We start from the raw sequence: 357 nt of genomic DNA, 5'->3' as shown, positions 1-357 counted from the left end.
CCGGCGGCGCGGGCGGCCACCGGGTGTGCCGTGACCTATACGACCAATGACTGGCCGGGTGGGTTCACCGCCGCCATCACGATCCAGAACCTGGGCAGCGCGATCAACGGCTGGAGTCTGGGGTTCGCCTTCCCGGCGAGCGGTCAGCGGGTGGACACCGGGTGGTCGGCCACCTACAGCCAGAGCGGGCAGAACGTCACGGCCACGAACGTGGACTACAACGCCGCCATCGCCACCGGCGCGTCGGTGTCCATCGGCTTCAACGGCAGCTGGTCGGGATCCAACCCCACGCCCGCCTCGTTCACCCTCAACGGCGTCACCTGCACCGGCTCCGTCACGACCTCGTCCCCCACCCCC

The 357-nt window shown here is 70.0% G+C and carries 1 protein-coding gene; it reads left to right on the top strand.

The genetic code is table 11. The features are described 5' to 3' along the window. Window positions 1–30: 30 nt before the first annotated feature. The coding region (locus FLX08_RS40195) for a cellulose binding domain-containing protein (RefSeq protein WP_341874383.1) at window positions 31–357 on the top strand (327 nt) is incomplete at its 3' end.

The organism is Microbispora hainanensis (assembly GCF_006874475.1).
GTDB classification, from domain to species: Bacteria; Actinomycetota; Actinomycetes; order Streptosporangiales; family Streptosporangiaceae; genus Microbispora; species Microbispora hainanensis.
This window is presented reverse-complemented; position numbering and strand designations above follow the sequence as displayed.